We start from the raw sequence: 16287 nt of genomic DNA on the forward strand, positions 1-16287 counted from the left end.
CGCCGGCTTTTCATTATTCGTCGTGCGAGATTATCGCCGGGATGGTGTCATCCTTGCGTAGCGTCAGAATTTCGCAGCCGTTATCGGTTACCACAATAGTATGCTCGTACTGCGCAGACAAGCTACGGTCTTTGGTTTTCACCGTCCAGCCGTCCTTCATGCTGCGGATCTCTTTCTTACCGGCGTTGACCATCGGTTCGATGGTGAAGGTCATACCAGGCTTGAGCACCACGTCGGTTTCCGGCGAATCATAGTGCAGTACCTGCGGTTCTTCGTGGAAGCCGCGGCCGATACCGTGCCCGCAGTACTCGCGCACCACGGAAAAACCTTCCGCTTCAACGAATTTCTGGATCGCCGCGCCGATCGCGCGCAGGTTGATCCCCGGTTTAACCATCTTCAGCGCCAGATAGAGGCTTTCCTGGGTGATGCGGCACAGGCGCTCGCCGAGGATAGTCGGTTTACCGACGATGAACATTTTTGAGGTATCGCCGTGGAACTCATCTTTAATCACGGTCACGTCGATATTGACGATGTCGCCGTCTTTCAGCAGTTTGCCGTCATCCGGGATGCCGTGGCACACCACTTCATTAATAGAGATACAGACCGATTTCGGGAAGCCGTGATAGCCGAGGCAGGCGGAGACCGCTTTCTGTTCATTAACAATGTAGTCGTTGCAGATGCGATCCAGCTCGCCGGTGCTGACGCCCGGTTTGACGTAGGGTTCGATCATTTCCAGCACTTCGGCGGCCAGGCGGCCGGCAACGCGCATTTTTTCGATATCTTCAGATGTCTTGATAGAGATAGCCATGGAATATGTCCAGCAGTGTCGATTTTTTCGACAATAATAGATTAAGTCCTGTCAATGGTAACAGTCCGGGTACGCTGGTGCCAAATTGAGAATCATTAACAGCACGAGACGTCAACAAGAGTTGGTGTCTGGCCAGGTTTTGTGGTATAAAGCGCGCCGGACTTCCGTTCCATCTCAGATACACAAGGATGGGCGTAAGCGACATACTCATATTGTGTAAATAACACACACGTATCGGCACATATTCCGGGGTGCCCTTTGGGGTCGGTAATATGGGATACGTGGAGGCATAACCCCAATTTAATCTATAGAGGTTTTAAACATGGCAACTGTTTCCATGCGCGACATGCTCAAGGCTGGTGTTCACTTCGGTCACCAGACCCGTTACTGGAACCCGAAAATGAAGCCTTTCATCTTCGGCGCGCGTAACAAAGTTCACATCATCAACCTTGAGAAAACTGTACCGATGTTCAACGAAGCTCTGGCTGAGCTGAACAAAATCTCTGCCCGTAAAGGCAAGATCCTGTTCGTTGGTACTAAGCGCGCTGCAAGCGAAGCGGTAAAAGAAGCTGCTAACAGCTGCGACCAGTTCTTCGTGAACCATCGCTGGCTGGGCGGTATGCTGACTAACTGGAAAACCGTTCGTCAGTCCATCAAACGTCTGAAAGACCTGGAAACTCAGTCCCAGGACGGTACTTTCGAGAAGCTGACCAAGAAAGAAGCGCTGATGCGCACTCGTGAGCTGGACAAGCTGGAAAACAGCCTGGGCGGTATCAAAGACATGGGCGGCCTGCCGGACGCACTGTTCGTTATCGACGCTGACCACGAGCACATCGCTATCAAAGAAGCAAACAACTTGGGTATCCCGGTATTTGCTATCGTTGATACCAACTCTGATCCGGACGGCGTAGACTTCGTTATCCCGGGTAACGACGATGCAATCCGCGCAGTTAGCCTGTACCTGGGCGCTGTTGCAGCTACCGTTCGTGAAGGTCGCTCTCAGGACCTGGCTTCTCAGGCGGAAGAAAGCTTCGTAGAAGCTGAATAATAAGGTTTAAGCCCTTATTAGTACCGTGTATGAATAGGGGCCAATTTTAGGCCCCTTTTTTCAATTTATGCTGTTTGGCCGCAGGCCGGGCAGTTTCCACATCTCCCGAGGATTTTAGAATGGCTGAAATTACCGCTTCCCTGGTAAAAGAGCTGCGCGAACGTACTGGCGCAGGCATGATGGATTGCAAAAAAGCACTGACTGAAGCTAATGGCGACATCGAGCTGGCAATCGAAAACATGCGTAAATCCGGCGCGATCAAAGCGGCGAAAAAAGCAGGCAACGTTGCTGCTGACGGCGTGATCAAAACCAAAATCGACGGCAACTACGGTTACATTCTGGAAGTTAACTGCCAGACTGACTTCGTTGCTAAAGATGGTGGTTTCCAGGCATTTGCTGACAAAGTACTGGACGCCGCTGTTGCTGGTAAAATCTCCGACGTTGAAGTTCTGAAAGCACAGTTCGAAGAAGAACGTGTTGCCCTGGTTGCTAAAATCGGTGAGAACATCAACATCCGTCGTATCGCTATCCTGGAAGGCGACGTTCTGGGCAGCTACCAGCACGGTGCGCGCATTGGCGTTCTGGTTGCCGCTAAAGGCGCTGACGAAGAGCTGGTTAAGCAGCTGGCAATGCACGTTGCTGCAAGCAAGCCGGAATTCGTTAAGCCGGAAGACGTTTCTGCTGAAGTAGTAGAAAAAGAGTACCAGGTTCAGCTGGACATCGCGATGCAGTCCGGTAAGCCGAAAGAAATCGCAGAGAAAATGGTTGAAGGCCGTATGAAGAAATTCACCGGCGAAGTTTCTCTGACTGGTCAGCCTTTCGTTATGGAACCGAGCAAATCTGTTGGTCAGCTGCTGAAAGAGCACAACGCCGACGTTACTGGCTTCATCCGCTTTGAAGTGGGCGAAGGCATCGAGAAAGTTGAGACTGACTTTGCAGCAGAAGTTGCTGCGATGTCCAAGCAGTCTTAATTTTTAAAAAAAGGAGCCGCCTGAGGGCGGCTTCTTTTTGCGCCTCTCTTGTAAAATCAGCCAATCGCTTATAGTGACTGCGCTGAACGATGACATACAATGTCGTCAGAATTAACTCATCTCAATCGTTGACAGTCTCAGGAAAGAAACATGGCTACCAATGCAAAACCCGTCTACAAACGTATTCTGCTGAAGTTAAGTGGCGAAGCTCTGCAGGGTTCAGAAGGCTTCGGTATTGATGCAAGCATACTTGACCGTATGGCTCAGGAAATCAAAGAACTGGTTGAACTGGGTATTCAGGTTGGCGTAGTGATTGGTGGCGGTAACCTGTTCCGTGGTGCTGGTCTGGCGAAAGCGGGTATGAACCGCGTTGTGGGCGACCACATGGGCATGCTGGCAACGGTCATGAACGGCCTGGCAATGCGTGATGCGCTCCATCGCGCCTATGTGAACGCTCGCCTGATGTCCGCAATCCCGCTGAACGGCGTGTGTGACAACTACAGCTGGGCGGAAGCGATTAGCCTGCTGCGTAACAATCGCGTGGTGATCCTCTCCGCAGGTACCGGCAACCCATTCTTTACTACCGACTCCGCAGCCTGCCTGCGCGGTATTGAAATCGAAGCCGACGTGGTACTGAAAGCGACCAAGGTTGACGGCGTGTTTACCGCTGACCCGGCGAAAGATCCTTCCGCCACCATGTATGATCAGCTGACCTACAGCGAAGTGCTGGATAAAGAGCTGAAAGTGATGGATCTTGCCGCCTTTACCCTGGCGCGCGACCACAAACTGCCGATTCGCGTATTTAACATGAACAAGCCTGGCGCGCTGCGTCGTGTGGTGATGGGCGAAAAAGAAGGCACATTGATTACGGAATAATTCCCGTCGGCGCTAATTCCGGGTAATATTCCGCTTTACTTTAGCGGGGAAGTTGCCCGGTTAATTGAATTAATCCGGACTATACTTAGCTCACTTTTGCGGTGAGCGACCGTGTGGTCTGTCTGAGACAAGTTTTCAAGGATTCGTAACGTGATTAGCGATATCAGAAAAGATGCTGAAGTACGCATGGAAAAATGCGTTGAAGCATTCAAAAACCAAATCAGCAAAATTCGCACGGGTCGTGCTTCTCCAAGCCTGCTGGATGGCATCATTGTAGAATACTACGGCACGCCGACTCCGCTGCGTCAGCTGGCAAGCGTTACGGTAGAAGATTCCCGTACGCTGAAAATCAACGTCTTCGACCGCTCTATGAGCCCGGCCGTTGAAAAAGCGATTATGGCGTCTGACCTGGGTCTGAACCCAAGCTCTGCGGGTAGCGATATCCGCGTTCCGCTGCCGCCGCTGACAGAAGAACGTCGTAAAGATCTGACCAAGATCGTGCGTGGCGAAGCTGAGCAGGCGCGTGTCGCCGTGCGTAACGTTCGCCGTGACGCGAACGACAAAGTTAAAGCTCTGCTCAAAGAGAAAGAGATCAGCGAAGATGACGATCGCCGTTCTCAGGACGACGTGCAGAAAATGACTGACGCCGCCATTAAGAAAGTTGATGCGGCGCTGGCAGAGAAAGAAGCGGAACTGATGCAGTTCTGATTTTCTGCCGTTACGCGGGCCCGGGATATTCGGGGCTGCGTAAAGTCTGAAACGCCGTACAGAAGACCGTACGCTCAATATTTGGGATTGCGTTAAAATAGCTGGCCTTGTAGCCTTCCGTTCTATACCGAAGGTCATTCGCCGCCGTTTTAGCCCCGAGGATTGATGCATAAAGGGCTTGCTGGCGGCGTTTTGCTTTTTATCCTGTCACAATTCTTCTGGACGTCTCATGAAGCAATTAACCGTTCTCGGTTCGACCGGTTCAATCGGCTGCAGCACGCTGGACGTGGTGCGCCATAATCCCGAAAGCTTTTCCGTCGCCGCGCTGGTCGCGGGGAAAAATGTCGACCGTATGGTTGAACAATGTCTGGAATTTTCCCCCCGCTTTGCGGTGATGGATGATGCGCAAAGCGCTGAGCGTTTGCGTACGCTGCTACGTGAACAGGGCTGCCGCACGGAAGTGCTGAGCGGTAAGCAGGCGGCGGCCGACGTCGCGGCGCTGGATGAAATCGATCAGGTGATGGCGGCCATCGTTGGCGCGGCCGGTCTGGCGCCGACGCTGGCGGCCATTCGCGCTGGCAAAACGGTGTTGTTAGCGAATAAAGAGTCGCTGGTGACCTGCGGCCGCCTGTTTATGGACGCGGTTCAGCAGTATGGCGCTCGCCTGTTGCCGGTTGATAGCGAACATAACGCGATTTTTCAGAGTTTGCCGGAAACAATTCAAAACCATCTGGGATACGCTGACCTGACGCAGAACGGCGTCTCGTCGATTCTGCTGACCGGTTCCGGTGGACCTTTCCGGGAAACGGCGATTTCTGAGCTGGCGGCAATGACGCCGGATCAGGCTTGCCGCCATCCGAACTGGTCAATGGGACGCAAAATTTCCGTTGATTCCGCCACGATGATGAATAAAGGGCTGGAGTACATCGAAGCCCGCTGGCTGTTTAATGCCTCTGCTCAGCAGATGGAAGTCATTATTCATCCGCAATCGGTGATTCACTCCATGGTTCGCTATCAGGACGGCAGCGTGCTGGCGCAATTAGGCGAGCCGGATATGCGCACGCCGATCGCCCATACCATGGGCTGGCCGCAGCGCCTGAACTCCGGCGTTAAACCGTTGGACTTCTGTCAATTGAGCAACCTGAGTTTCTCAGCGCCGGATTACGATCGCTATCCGTGCCTGAAGCTGGCAATGGACGCTTTTGATGTCGGCCAGGCTGCGACGACGGCGTTGAATGCCGCTAACGAAGTTTCGGTGGCGGCGTTTCTGAATAGCGAAATCCGCTTTACCGATATTGCGGCGGTTAACCAGGCGGTGCTGGATAGTATGGCGCTCAATGAACCGCAAAGTATTGATGAAGTGGTTGCGATTGATGCCGAAGCGCGCGTCGCCGCACAGCGACAACTCCGATAACACATGGCGTAGGGGAGCCCCTGTAACGCGTTGTGATATTTGTGGGCGCTGGGCTTCGGTGATATAGTCTGCGCCACCCGATCGTTGCATTTTGTTGTGAAAGATTACGGTGGCCGTGGCAAGACACGGCTTTTTTGCGTAAAGCTTTTGGTTGTTCTCTGCGATTGGCTGTAGCTCCGGCGCCGGATAAAAATGCGTATTCAGCGCTGCCCGGCGGCGTGTGTGTTGTGGCTTAGCTAATCCTTATTATGGACTTAAAACGCGTTATGTTGTCTGCTAATCAAACTGTCAGCAAAATGTCGCCTGCGCATGGTTGTCGCCATGTCGCCATTATCATGGACGGCAACGGTCGTTGGGCGAAACAACAAGGTAAAATTCGCGCCTTTGGCCATAAAGCTGGAGCGAAATCTGTTCGTCGCGCGGTCTCCTTCGCGGCGAATAATGGTATTGAAGCATTAACGCTTTACGCATTCAGTAGTGAAAACTGGAACCGTCCGGCGCAGGAAGTGAGCGCGCTGATGGAACTGTTTGTCTGGGCCCTGGATAGCGAAGTAAAAAGCCTGCATCGTCACAATGTCCGCCTGCGGATTATCGGCGAGACGACACGCTTTAATGCCCGACTGCAGGAGCGCATTCGTAAGGCGGAAGCGTTAACGGCAAACAATACGGGGTTAACGCTGAATATCGCCGCTAATTACGGCGGCCGCTGGGATATTGTCCAGGGGGCGCGTCAACTGGCAGAACAGGTACAAAACGGGTTGTTAAAACCTGAAGAGATCACGGAAGAGTTGCTGAGCCAGCAAGTGTGTATGCATGAACTGGCTCCCGTCGATTTAGTTATTAGGACCGGGGGAGAGCACCGAATAAGTAACTTTTTGATTTGGCAAATTGCCTATGCCGAACTTTACTTTACGGATGTTCTTTGGCCCGATTTTGCTGAACAGGACTTTGAAGGTGCACTCCATGCATTCGTTAGTCGAGAGCGTCGTTTTGGCGGCACAGAAGAGCCGGGTGGCAGTCATGCCTGATGGGGGTCACTTTTGCTGAAGTATCGCCTGATTTCCGCTTTCGTTTTAATTCCCGTCGTTATTGCGGCGCTTTTTCTATTGCCGCCCGCGGGCTTTGCTATTGTCACACTGGTCGTTTGTATGCTCGCCGCGTGGGAGTGGGGGCAATTAAGCGGTTTCACCTCAACGACGCAGCGCGTGTGGCTGGCGGTGCTTTGTGGCCTGCTGCTGGCGCTAATGCTCTTTATGTTGCCCGAATATCACTATGACGCTCATCAACCGATGGTTGAGGGATCGTTATGGGCTTCGTTTGGCTGGTGGATTGTCGCGTTGGTGCTGGTACTCTCTTATCCGGCTTCGGCGGCGTTGTGGCGTCATTCGAAAGCGCTGCGTCTTATCTTCGGCGTGCTGACTATTGTCCCGTTTTTCTGGGGCATGCTGGCGCTGCGGGCCTGGCATTATGCCGATAACCACTATAGCGGCGCGGTGTGGCTGCTGTACGTCATGATTCTGGTGTGGGGCGCGGATTCGGGCGCCTACATGTTCGGTAAAATGTTCGGCAAGCATAAGCTGGCGCCAAAGGTTTCCCCGGGGAAAACCTGGCAGGGTTTCTTCGGTGGCCTGCTGACGGCCGCGGTTATCTCCTGGGCGTACGGCATGTGGGCTCATCTGGATGTCACCCCAACTGTGTTGCTGATTTGCTCGGTGGTGGCGGCGCTGGCTTCAGTGCTGGGCGATTTGACGGAAAGTATGTTTAAGCGTGAAGCCGGCATCAAGGATAGCGGGCATCTGATCCCTGGACATGGCGGTATTTTAGATCGCATTGATAGCCTGACGGCTGCGGTGCCGGTGTTCGCTTGTCTGCTGTTGTTAGTCTTCAGGACGATTTGACGGAAGGTTTTATGCTGAGCGTTCTCTGGAATTTGGCCGCTTTTATTATTGCGCTTGGCGTACTGATCACCGTGCACGAGTTCGGCCATTTCTGGGTGGCTCGTCGCTGCGGCGTGCGTGTTGAACGTTTTTCCATTGGTTTTGGTAAAGCGTTGTGGCGCCGTGTGGATAAGCAGGGTACCGAGTTCGTTATCGCGCTGATCCCACTCGGCGGCTATGTGAAGATGCTCGACGAACGCGTTGAGCCAGTGGCGCCGGAAATACGCCATTATGCGTTCAACAATAAAACCGTCGGTCAGCGTGCGGCCATCATTGCCGCAGGCCCTATCGCCAACTTCATTTTTGCCATCTTTGCTTACTGGCTGGTGTTTATCATCGGCGTCCCTGGCGTACGTCCGGTTGTTGATGAAATATCGCCCAATTCCATAGCTGCGCAAGCACAAATTGCAAAAGGAATGGAACTTAAAGCGATAGATGGCATCGAAACGCCTGATTGGGATGCAGTTCGTATGGCGTTAGTCGCGAAGATCGGCGACCAACAAACAATACTTACCGTCGCCCCTTTCGGGACGAACCAACGTCAGGATAAAATCCTCGATCTGCGTCACTGGGCGTTTGAGCCGGATAAACAAGATCCGGTGGCCTCGCTGGGTATCAAGCCGCATAGCGCGCAGATTGATACCGCCCTGGCTGAGGTACAACCTCAGTCGGCCGCGCAGAAAGCAGGTTTGCAAGCGGGAGACAGGATCGTTAAAGTCGATGGTCAACCGTTAACGCAGTGGATGACGTTTGTTAATCTGGTGCGCGATAATCCGGGCAAGGCGCTGGCTCTGGAGGTCGACAGACAAGGTACGCCGCTGTCGTTGACTTTGACTCCGGATACGAAGTCGGTGAAAGGCAAGGCTGAAGGGTTTGCAGGGGTAGTACCAAAGGTTATCCCGCTGCCTGATGAATACAAGACAGTGCGTCAGTACGGGCCGTTTGCCGCCATCGCCGAAGCCACGGATAAAACCTGGCAACTGATGTCGTTAACGGTCAGGATGCTGGGCAAATTGATAACCGGTGATGTCAAACTGAACAACCTCAGTGGGCCGATTTCTATCGCTCAGGGGGCTGGAATGTCAGCGGAATTTGGGTTGATTTACTATCTGATGTTCCTTGCGCTGATTAGCGTGAACCTTGGAATAATCAACTTGTTCCCGCTACCCGTCCTCGACGGGGGGCATCTGCTGTTTTTGGCGATTGAAAAGCTGAAGGGCGGACCGGTATCCGAGCGAGTTCAAGACTTTAGTTATCGCATTGGCTCAATACTGCTGGTGCTGTTAATGGGGCTTGCACTTTTCAATGATTTCTCTCGGTTGTAAGAGAGTTTGTTAGGAAGAACGCATAATAACGATGGCGATGAAAAAGTTGCTCATAGCGTCGCTGCTGTTTAGCAGCGCGACTGTATACGGTGCTGAAGGGTTCGTGGTGAAGGACATTCATTTCGAAGGCTTGCAGCGTGTCGCTGTTGGTGCGGCCCTCCTCAGCATGCCAGTGCGTCCTGGCGATACGGTGACCGATGATGATATCAGTAACACCATTCGCGCTCTGTTTGCCACTGGCAACTTTGAGGACGTCCGCGTCCTGCGCGATGGTGATACCCTGCTGGTGCAGGTGAAAGAGCGCCCAACGATTGCGAGCATTACCTTCTCCGGCAACAAGTCGGTGAAGGATGACATGCTCAAGCAAAACCTTGAGGCATCCGGCGTTCGCGTTGGGGAATCTCTCGATCGCACCAAGCTTGCCGATATCGAAAAAGGGCTGGAAGATTTCTACTACAGCGTCGGTAAATATAGCGCCAGCGTTAAAGCTGTCGTGACGCCGCTGCCGCGTAACCGCGTCGACCTGAAACTGGTTTTCCAGGAAGGCGTCTCGGCGAAAATCCAGCAGATTAACATTGTCGGTAACCACGCTTTCACCACTGACGAACTGATTTCTCACTTCCAACTGCGCGATGAAGTGCCGTGGTGGAACGTCGTCGGCGATCGTAAATACCAGAAACAGAAACTGGCGGGCGACCTTGAAACCCTGCGCAGTTACTATCTGGATCGCGGCTACGCGCGTTTCAACATCGATTCGACGCAGGTTAGCCTGACGCCGGACAAGAAAGGCATCTATATCACCGTAAACATCACCGAAGGCGAGCAGTACAAGCTCTCCGGCGTGCAGATTACGGGCGATCTGGCGGGCCATTCCGCGGAAATCGAATCGCTGACCAAAATTGAGCCGGGCGAGCTGTATAACGGCACCAAAGTGACCAAAATGGAGAATGATATTAAGAAACTCCTCGGTCGCTATGGCTACGCCTATCCGCGCGTCCAGTCGCAGCCGGAAATCAACGACACGGATAAAACCGTGAAGCTGCATATCAACGTTGATGCCGGTAACCGTTACTACGTGCGTAAAATTCGCTTCGAAGGTAACGACACCTCCAAAGATTCCGTCCTGCGCCGCGAAATGCGCCAGATGGAAGGGGCGTGGCTGGGCAGTGACCTGGTCGATCAGGGTAAAGACCGTCTTAACCGTTTAGGTTATTTCGAAACCGTCGATACCGATACCCAGCGCGTGCCGGGTAGCCCGGATCAGGTCGATGTCGTTTACAAGGTGAAAGAGCGTAACACCGGTAGCCTGAACTTCGGTATCGGTTACGGTACCGAAAGCGGCGTCAGCTTCCAGGCAGGCGTTCAGCAGGATAACTGGTTAGGCACCGGCTACTCTGTTGGCATTAACGGGACCAAGAACGACTACCAGACCTATGCTGAACTGTCGGTCACCAACCCGTATTTCACCGTAGATGGCGTGAGCCTCGGCGGCCGCATCTTCTATAACGACTTCGATGCGAACGACGCGGATCTGTCTGACTATACCAACAAAAGCTATGGTACAGACGTCACCCTCGGCTTCCCGATCAACGAATACAACTCGCTGCGCGCAGGTTTAGGTTACGTTCATAACTCCCTGTCCAATATGCAGCCGCAGGTGGCGATGTGGCGTTACCTGAATTCGATGGGGCAGTACCCGGATACCACTAACGATAATAACTCGTTTAGCGCCGACGACTTCACCTTCAACTATGGTTGGACGTACAACCGCCTCGATCGCGGCTACTTCCCGACTGAAGGTTCGCGTGTCAACCTGAACGGTAAAGTCACTATTCCGGGCTCTGATAACGAATACTACAAAGTGACGCTGGATACTGCGACCTATGTACCGATCGATGACGATCATCAGTGGGTCGTGCTTGGTCGTACGCGCTTCGGTTACGGTGATGGACTCGGCGGTAAAGAGATGCCGTTCTATGAGAACTTCTATGCCGGTGGTTCAAGTACCGTTCGCGGCTTCCAGTCGAATACGATTGGTCCGAAAGCGGTTTATCTCCCTTCAACTACCAGTCGTGATGACTATGATACGGAATGTGCGAGCACTGAAAGCGCGCCTTGTAAATCGGACGATGCGGTGGGCGGTAACGCCATGGCGGTCGCCAGCCTTGAGCTGATTACCCCAACGCCGTTTATCAGCGATAAATACGCTAACTCGGTGCGTACTTCCGTGTTTATGGATATGGGGACCGTCTGGGATACTAACTGGGATTCCACGAAGTACGGTGGCTACCCTGATTACAGCGATCCAAGCAACATTCGTATGTCTGCGGGTATCGCGGTACAGTGGATGTCGCCGTTGGGGCCGTTGGTCTTCTCCTACGCCCAACCGTTTAAAAAGTACGATGGAGACAAAGCCGAGCAGTTCCAGTTTAACATTGGTAAAACCTGGTAATTGTCGGCGACAACGGAATGTAAGTGCAGTATAGCGCTGACTGTAGGCGATGGCGGATGCTATCGCCTGGCCACGCAAATAACGGTACCCCTGGGTACTCATGGGATGGTAAGGAGTCAATTGTGAAAAAGTGGTTATTAGCTGCAGGTCTGGGTTTAGCAATGGTAACTTCCGCTCAGGCGGCAGATAAAATTGCTCTGGTTAACATGAATAACCTGTTCCAGCAGGTTGCTCAGAAAACTGGCGTTTCCAAAACGCTGGAGAACGAGTTCAAAGGCCGCGCTAGCGAACTGCAGCGTATGGAAGGCGATCTGCAGTCTAAAATGCAGCGTCTGCAGTCCATGAAACCGGGCGCAGATCGTACCAAACTGGAAAAAGACGTGATGTCTCAGCGTCAGACCTTCTCTCAGAAAGCACAGGCTTTTGAGCAGGATCGCGCACGTCGTTCCAATGAAGAACGTGGCAAACTGGTTACCCGTATCCAGACTGCCGTTCAGAGCGTAGCGAAAGATCAGAGCATCGATCTGGTTGTTGACTCTAATGCCGTGGCATACAACAGCAGCGATGTTAAAGACATCACCGCTGATGTACTGAAACAGGTTAAATAAGTAATGCCTTCAATTCGACTGGCTGACTTAGCACAGCAGTTGGATGCAGAATTACACGGTGATGGCGATATCGTCATCACCGGCGTTGCGTCCATGCAGAGCGCTAAAGCAGGCCAAATTACTTTCATGGTAAACCCGAAATACCGTGGACACCTGGCCGCTTGCCAGGCCTCCGCCGTTGTCATGACGCCGGACGATTTACCGTTTGCCCATAGCGCCGCGCTGGTAGTGCGTAATCCCTACCTGACCTACGCGCGCATGGCTCAAATTTTAGATACCACGCCGCAGCCGGCGCAAGACATCGCCGCAAGCGCGGCGATCGACCCAACGGCGAAGCTGGGTAACAACGTCTCCGTCGGCGCGAATGCCGTTATCGAATCCGGCGTGGTGCTGGGCGATAACGTGGTTATCGGCGCTGGCTGTTTCGTTGGCAAAAATAGCAAAATCGGCGCCGGCTCGCGTTTATGGGCCAACGTTACCATTTACCACGAGATTGAGATCGGTGAAAATTGCCTGATCCAGTCCAGTACGGTGATCGGCGCGGACGGTTTCGGTTACGCTAACGATCGCGGTAACTGGGTGAAGATCCCGCAGCTTGGTCGCGTTATTATTGGCGATCGTGTGGAGATCGGCGCCTGTACCACCATCGATCGCGGCGCGCTGGACGATACCGTGATCGGCAATGGCGTTATCATTGATAACCAGTGCCAGATTGCGCACAACGTGGTGATTGGCGACAATACCGCCGTCGCTGGCGGCGTGATTATGGCCGGCAGCCTGAAAATTGGGCGTTACTGCATGATTGGCGGCGCCAGCGTGATTAACGGCCATATGGAAATCTGCGATAAAGTCACCGTAACCGGGATGGGGATGGTTATGCGTCCTATCTCTGAACCTGGCGTCTATTCCTCAGGTATTCCGCTGCAGCCGAACAAGGCGTGGCGTAAAACTGCGGCGCTGGTGATGAATATTGACGAGATGAGCAAGCGCCTTAAAGCGGTTGAGCGCAAGGTTAATCAACAAGACTAAATTCATCATTCGGTCACGTTACATTCCCGGCCTGTTGCATTCGTTAATAAGATTGCCGCAGGCCGTGTTATTATTGCCTTTTAGTATATTTAGACAGGAAGAGTATTTTGACTACTGACACTCATACTCTGCACATTGAAGAGATTCTGGAACTTCTGCCTCACCGTTACCCGTTCCTGCTGGTAGACCGCGTGCTGGATTTTGAAGAAGGTCGTTTTCTGCGCGCAGTAAAAAATGTTTCCGTAAACGAGCCGTTTTTCCAGGGGCATTTCCCTGGTAAGCCGATTTTACCTGGCGTGCTGATTCTGGAAGCGATGGCGCAGGCCACCGGCATTCTGGCTTTCAAAAGCGTTGGAAAACTTGAACCGGGCGAACTGTACTACTTCGCGGGTATCGATGAAGCGCGTTTCAAACGTCCGGTAGTGCCAGGCGACCAGATGATTATGGAAGTCACTTTCGAGAAAACCCGCCGCGGCCTGACCCGTTTCAAAGGCGTTGCGCTGGTTGACGGTAAAGTGGTTTGCGAAGCGACGATGATGTGTGCGCGTAGCCGGGAGGCCTGATACGTGATTGATAAAACCGCCTTTATTCATCCTACCGCCATTGTAGAAGAAGGCGCCGTCATTGGCGCTAACGTCCACATTGGTCCGTTTTGTATTGTGGGCGCCAACGTCGAAATTGGCGAGGGCACCGTACTGAAGTCTCATGTCGTTGTGAATGGCCACACTAAAATTGGCCGCGACAATGAGATCTACCAGTTCGCTTCGATCGGTGAAGTTAACCAGGATCTGAAATATGCTGGCGAGCCGACTCGAGTGGAAATTGGCGATCGCAACCGCATTCGCGAAAGCGTCACCATTCATCGCGGCACAGTACAGGGCGGTGGATTAACGAAGGTGGGCAGCGATAACCTGCTGATGATCAACGCCCACGTGGCGCACGATTGTACGCTTGGCGACCGCTGCATCCTGGCCAACAACGCGACGCTGGCCGGTCACGTGTCTCTGGATGATTTCGTCATCATCGGCGGCATGACTGCAGTACATCAGTTCTGCATCATCGGCGCGCACGTTATGGTAGGCGGCTGCTCCGGCGTCGCTCAGGACGTTCCGCCGTTCGTGATTGCCCAAGGCAACCATGCCACGCCGTTTGGCGTCAACATCGAAGGTCTGAAACGCCGCGGCTTTAGCCGTGAAGCGATTACCGCGATTCGTAACGCCTATAAACTGCTGTACCGCAGTGGCAAAACGCTGGACGAAGCCAAGCCGGAAATCGCCGAACTGGCGGCTCAGCATCCTGAAGTTCAGCCATTTGTCGATTTCTTTGCCCGTTCAACTCGCGGCTTGATTCGTTAATGGCCGAACAGCGTCCCCTGACGATTGCCCTGGTCGCCGGAGAAACCTCCGGCGATATTCTTGGCGCCGGTCTCATCCGCGCCCTCAAAGCTCGCGTCCCGGATGCGCGCTTTGTCGGCGTGGCGGGGCCGCTGATGCAGGCGGAAGGATGCGAAGCCTGGTACGAAATGGAAGAGCTGGCCGTGATGGGCATTGTTGAAGTGCTTGGTCGACTGCGCCGCTTACTGCATATTCGCGCCGATTTAACGCGCCGCTTCGGTGAACTGCGTCCCGATGTCTTCGTTGGCATCGACGCCCCTGATTTCAATATTACCCTCGAAGGTAACCTGAAAAAGCAGGGCATCAAAACCATTCATTACGTCAGCCCGTCCGTTTGGGCATGGCGACAAAAACGCGTTTTCAAAATTGGCAGATCCACCGATCTGGTCCTGGCATTCCTGCCTTTCGAAAAAGCGTTTTACGATAGATTTAACGTTCCCTGCCGTTTCATCGGCCACACCATGGCGGATGCCATGCCGCTGGATCCTGATAAGGGCGCAGCGCGTGACCGTCTGGGCATCCCGCATGACGTTCACTGCCTGGCGTTGCTGCCCGGTAGCCGCGGCGCGGAGGTCGAAATGCTCAGCGCCGACTTCCTGAAAACCGCGCAGCTTCTGCGTAATGCTTATCCCGACCTGCAGGTTGTGGTGCCGCTGGTCAATGCCAAACGGCGGGAACAGTTTGAGCGAATCAAAGCTGAGACGGCGCCGGATATGACGGTACATATGCTGGATGGTCAGGCGCGCGATGCGATGATCGCCAGTGATGCCGCGCTGCTGGCCTCGGGGACGGCGGCGTTGGAGTGCATGCTGGCGAAATGCCCGATGGTCGTTGGCTACCGCATGAAGCCGTTTACCTTCTGGCTGGCGAAGCGGTTGGTGAAAACCGATTATGTTTCCTTGCCAAATCTGCTGGCCGGGCGCGAGCTGGTGAAAGAGCTGCTGCAGGATGAATGCGAGCCGCAGGCGCTGGCCGCCGCTCTGAAACCGCTGCTGGCCGACGGCAAAACCAGCCACGATATGCATGATACTTTCCGCGCGCTGCATCAGCAGATCCGCTGCAACGCGGACGAGCAGGCGGCGGACGCAGTACTGGAGTTAGCAAAATGATGGAGTTCGTTTATCCACATACCCATCTGGTCGCCGGTGTCGATGAGGTAGGCCGCGGGCCGCTGGTCGGCGCGGTGGTCACTGCCGCGGTAATCCTTGATCCGCGTAAGCCTATCGTAGGCCTCAACGACTCTAAAAAATTAAGCGAAAAGCGCCGCCTGGCGCTGTTTGATGAAATCAAAGACAAAGCGCTGTGCTGGAGCCTGGGGCGCGCCGAGCCGCATGAAATCGACGAGCTAAACATCCTGCATGCCACGATGCTGGCGATGCAGCGCGCCGTCGCTGGTCTGAGTATTACCCCTGAGTTCGTGCTTATCGACGGCAACCGCTGTCCATCGCTACCGATGCCGTCGCAGGCGGTAGTGAAAGGCGATAGCCGGGTGGCGGAAATCAGCGCAGCGTCTATTCTGGCTAAAGTCACTCGCGACGCCGAAATGGCTACGCTGGATATTGCATTTCCGCAATACGGTTTTGCCCAGCACAAAGGCTATCCTACCGTTGTACATCTGCAAAAACTGCAGGAACACGGCGCAACAGAGCACCACCGGCGTAGTTTCGGCCCGGTGAAACGCGCGCTGGGCCTGGCGTCCAACTAAGTCACTGGGATC

The 16287-nt window shown here is 53.7% G+C and carries 16 protein-coding genes; 15 read left to right on the forward strand and 1 reads right to left on the reverse strand.

The window, feature by feature from the left end; all coding sequences use genetic code 11:
- Nucleotides 1-13 precede the first annotated feature (13 nt).
- The gene (gene map, locus ABLU86_RS14200) at nucleotides 14-808 is read right to left on the reverse strand and encodes a type I methionyl aminopeptidase (RefSeq protein WP_015704444.1); all 795 of its coding nucleotides are present in this window, start codon (nucleotides 806-808) and stop codon (nucleotides 14-16) included.
- A 322-nt stretch (nucleotides 809-1130) separates the two neighbouring features.
- Between map and rpsB the strand changes: the two genes are divergently transcribed.
- The 15 genes from rpsB (at nucleotide 1131) to rnhB (ending at nucleotide 16275) form a co-directional block, all read left to right on the forward strand.
- Nucleotides 1131-1856, forward strand: coding sequence for a 30S ribosomal protein S2 (gene rpsB, locus ABLU86_RS14205; protein ID WP_004858107.1), 726 nt, complete (start codon nucleotides 1131-1133; stop codon nucleotides 1854-1856).
- A gap of 119 nt (nucleotides 1857-1975) precedes the next feature.
- A complete protein-coding gene (gene tsf, locus ABLU86_RS14210; protein WP_015368168.1) occupies nucleotides 1976-2827 on the forward strand; it encodes a translation elongation factor Ts in 852 nt (283 codons plus the stop codon).
- Between the two features lie 150 nt (nucleotides 2828-2977).
- Nucleotides 2978-3703, forward strand: a complete 726-nt coding sequence (gene pyrH, locus ABLU86_RS14215; RefSeq protein ID WP_004098747.1) for a UMP kinase — start codon at nucleotides 2978-2980, stop codon at nucleotides 3701-3703.
- A 150-nt stretch (nucleotides 3704-3853) separates the two neighbouring features.
- Nucleotides 3854-4411: a ribosome recycling factor gene (frr, locus tag ABLU86_RS14220; RefSeq protein ID WP_015368165.1), complete on the forward strand. Its 558-nt coding sequence runs from the start codon at nucleotides 3854-3856 to the stop codon at nucleotides 4409-4411.
- Between the two features lie 229 nt (nucleotides 4412-4640).
- The gene (gene ispC, locus ABLU86_RS14225) at nucleotides 4641-5825 is read left to right on the forward strand and encodes a 1-deoxy-D-xylulose-5-phosphate reductoisomerase (RefSeq protein ID WP_045411616.1); all 1185 of its coding nucleotides are present in this window, start codon (nucleotides 4641-4643) and stop codon (nucleotides 5823-5825) included.
- A 266-nt stretch (nucleotides 5826-6091) separates the two neighbouring features.
- Nucleotides 6092-6853 (forward strand): (2E,6E)-farnesyl-diphosphate-specific ditrans,polycis-undecaprenyl-diphosphate synthase, encoded by a 762-nt coding sequence (gene ispU, locus ABLU86_RS14230; RefSeq protein ID WP_015368162.1) that lies wholly within the window; start codon nucleotides 6092-6094, stop codon nucleotides 6851-6853.
- 12 nt (nucleotides 6854-6865) lie between these two features.
- The gene (gene cdsA, locus ABLU86_RS14235; protein WP_015368161.1) at nucleotides 6866-7723 is read left to right on the forward strand and encodes a phosphatidate cytidylyltransferase; all 858 of its coding nucleotides are present in this window, start codon (nucleotides 6866-6868) and stop codon (nucleotides 7721-7723) included.
- 11 nt (nucleotides 7724-7734) lie between these two features.
- Complete coding sequence (gene rseP, locus ABLU86_RS14240; protein WP_015368160.1) at nucleotides 7735-9087, forward strand: sigma E protease regulator RseP; 1353 nt, start codon at nucleotides 7735-7737, stop codon at nucleotides 9085-9087.
- 31 nt (nucleotides 9088-9118) lie between these two features.
- Nucleotides 9119-11539 (forward strand): outer membrane protein assembly factor BamA, encoded by a 2421-nt coding sequence (bamA, locus tag ABLU86_RS14245; RefSeq protein WP_015704448.1) that lies wholly within the window; start codon nucleotides 9119-9121, stop codon nucleotides 11537-11539.
- Between the two features lie 122 nt (nucleotides 11540-11661).
- Nucleotides 11662-12147, forward strand: coding sequence for a molecular chaperone Skp (gene skp, locus ABLU86_RS14250; protein WP_015368157.1), 486 nt, complete (start codon nucleotides 11662-11664; stop codon nucleotides 12145-12147).
- Nucleotides 12148-12150: 3 nt separating this feature from the next.
- Nucleotides 12151-13176, forward strand: coding sequence for a UDP-3-O-(3-hydroxymyristoyl)glucosamine N-acyltransferase (lpxD, locus tag ABLU86_RS14255; RefSeq protein ID WP_142689473.1), 1026 nt, complete (start codon nucleotides 12151-12153; stop codon nucleotides 13174-13176).
- A 107-nt stretch (nucleotides 13177-13283) separates the two neighbouring features.
- Nucleotides 13284-13739, forward strand: coding sequence for a 3-hydroxyacyl-ACP dehydratase FabZ (gene fabZ, locus ABLU86_RS14260; RefSeq protein WP_004145858.1), 456 nt, complete (start codon nucleotides 13284-13286; stop codon nucleotides 13737-13739).
- 3 nt (nucleotides 13740-13742) lie between these two features.
- On the forward strand, nucleotides 13743-14531 hold the full coding sequence (lpxA, locus tag ABLU86_RS14265) for an acyl-ACP--UDP-N-acetylglucosamine O-acyltransferase (RefSeq protein WP_015368155.1): 789 nt from the start codon (nucleotides 13743-13745) through the stop codon (nucleotides 14529-14531).
- Nucleotides 14531-15679: a lipid-A-disaccharide synthase gene (lpxB, locus tag ABLU86_RS14270; RefSeq protein ID WP_015704449.1), complete on the forward strand. Its 1149-nt coding sequence runs from the start codon at nucleotides 14531-14533 to the stop codon at nucleotides 15677-15679. Before lpxA ends, lpxB begins: the two co-directional genes overlap by 1 nt.
- Nucleotides 15676-16275 (forward strand): ribonuclease HII, encoded by a 600-nt coding sequence (rnhB, locus tag ABLU86_RS14275; RefSeq protein WP_015368153.1) that lies wholly within the window; start codon nucleotides 15676-15678, stop codon nucleotides 16273-16275. Before lpxB ends, rnhB begins: the two co-directional genes overlap by 4 nt.
- Nucleotides 16276-16287: the final 12 nt, after the last annotated feature.

It is taken from the genome of Klebsiella sp. JN_Kp121 (genome assembly GCF_040062145.1).
Classification (GTDB): domain Bacteria; phylum Pseudomonadota; class Gammaproteobacteria; order Enterobacterales; family Enterobacteriaceae; genus Klebsiella; species Klebsiella aerogenes.